Annotated in this window: 1 protein-coding gene; it reads right to left on the minus strand. The window is 28.9% G+C overall.

Features of this window, described 5'->3' with window-relative positions; genetic code table 11:
* The coding region (locus IM295_RS23205) for a hypothetical protein (protein ID WP_226859545.1) at positions 1-246 on the minus strand (246 nt) is incomplete at both ends.

Genomic DNA, 246 nt, shown 5'->3' on the forward strand with positions numbered 1-246 from the left:
ATAGTATAGTACCACATTTTTTCACTGCCTTGGTGAACCTTTCATCTATGAAAACAACTTTAAAAACATAAGGTAAGTTTTCAATTTCATTATAATCTTCAATGAAATGTATTATTCTTCCGGGATGTATGCCGCTAATTCTTATTTTTATCTTCTCTTCTTTCTCGCAAAGTAATTCTGGTATGCTTATTGGTAAGTTATTGATCTTTTCTAATAAGGGTGATAATTTAAGTAGATAATTAGAAG

Source organism: Enterobacter cloacae complex sp. P14RS, assembly GCF_014895895.1.
Taxonomy (GTDB): domain Bacteria; phylum Pseudomonadota; class Gammaproteobacteria; order Enterobacterales; family Enterobacteriaceae; genus Enterobacter; species Enterobacter bugandensis.